A 1,023-nucleotide genomic window follows, 5' to 3' on the forward strand; every position below is an offset into this window, starting at 1 on the left:
GAATCAATTTATGAGAGTTTGATCCTGGCTCAGGATGAACGCTGGCTGTGTGCCTAATACATGCATGTTGAACGAAGCAAAAGTGCTTGCACTTTAGACTTAGTAGCGAATGGGTGAGTAACACGTACTTAACCTACCCCTAAGATTGGGACAACGTCTGGAAACGGACGCTAATACCGAATACGTATTTGAATCGCATGATTTAAATATAAAAGGAGCTTCGGCTTCACTAAGGGATGGGAGTGCGCTACATTAGTTAGTTGGTAGGGTAATGGCCTACCAAGACTATGATGTATAGCGGGGCCGAGAGGCTGATCCGCCACACTGGGACTGAGATACGGCCCAGACTCCTACGGGAGGCAGCAGTAGGGAATTTTCCACAATGAACGAAAGTTTGATGGAGCGACACAGCGTGCAGGATGAAGGTCTTCGGATCGTAAACTGCTGTTATAAGGGAAGAAAAACTTTGGGAGGTAATGCCCAGAACTTGACGGTACCTTATCAGAAAGCGACGGCTAACTATGTGCCAGCAGCCGCGGTAATACATAGGTCGCAAGCGTTATCCGGAATTATTGGGCGTAAAGAGTTCGTAGGTGGTCTTGTCAGTCTGAAGTTAAAGCCCGGGGCTCAACCCCGGCCCGCTTTGGATACTGCAAGACTAGAGTATTAGAGAGGTTAGTGGAACTCCATGTGAAGCGGTGGAATGCGTAGATATATGGAAGAACACCAATGGCGAAGGCAACTAACTGGCTAATAACTGACACTGAGGAACGAAAGCGTGGGTAGCAAACAGGATTAGATACCCTGGTAGTCCACGCCGTAAACGATGATCACTAGACGGTAGAAGATTTACTGTCACAGCTAACGCATTAAGTGATCCGCCTGAGTAGTATGCTCGCAAGAGTGAAACTTAAAGGAATTGACGGGGACCCGCACAAGCGGTGGAGCATGTGGTTTAATTTGAAGATACGCGGAGAACCTTACCCACTCTTGACATCTTCCGCAAAGCTATGGAGACATAGT

General features: G+C 47.6%; 1 rRNA gene. It reads left to right on the plus strand.

Annotated elements, in window-relative coordinates:
- Positions 1-6: 6 nt before the first annotated feature.
- Positions 7-1,023 (plus strand): 16S ribosomal RNA (locus ACOMC1_RS04160); the annotation flags it as partial.

It is taken from the genome of Mycoplasma todarodis, from assembly GCF_965212735.1.
Taxonomy (GTDB): Bacteria; Bacillota_I; Bacilli_A; order Mycoplasmatales; family Metamycoplasmataceae; genus Mycoplasma_K; species Mycoplasma_K todarodis_A.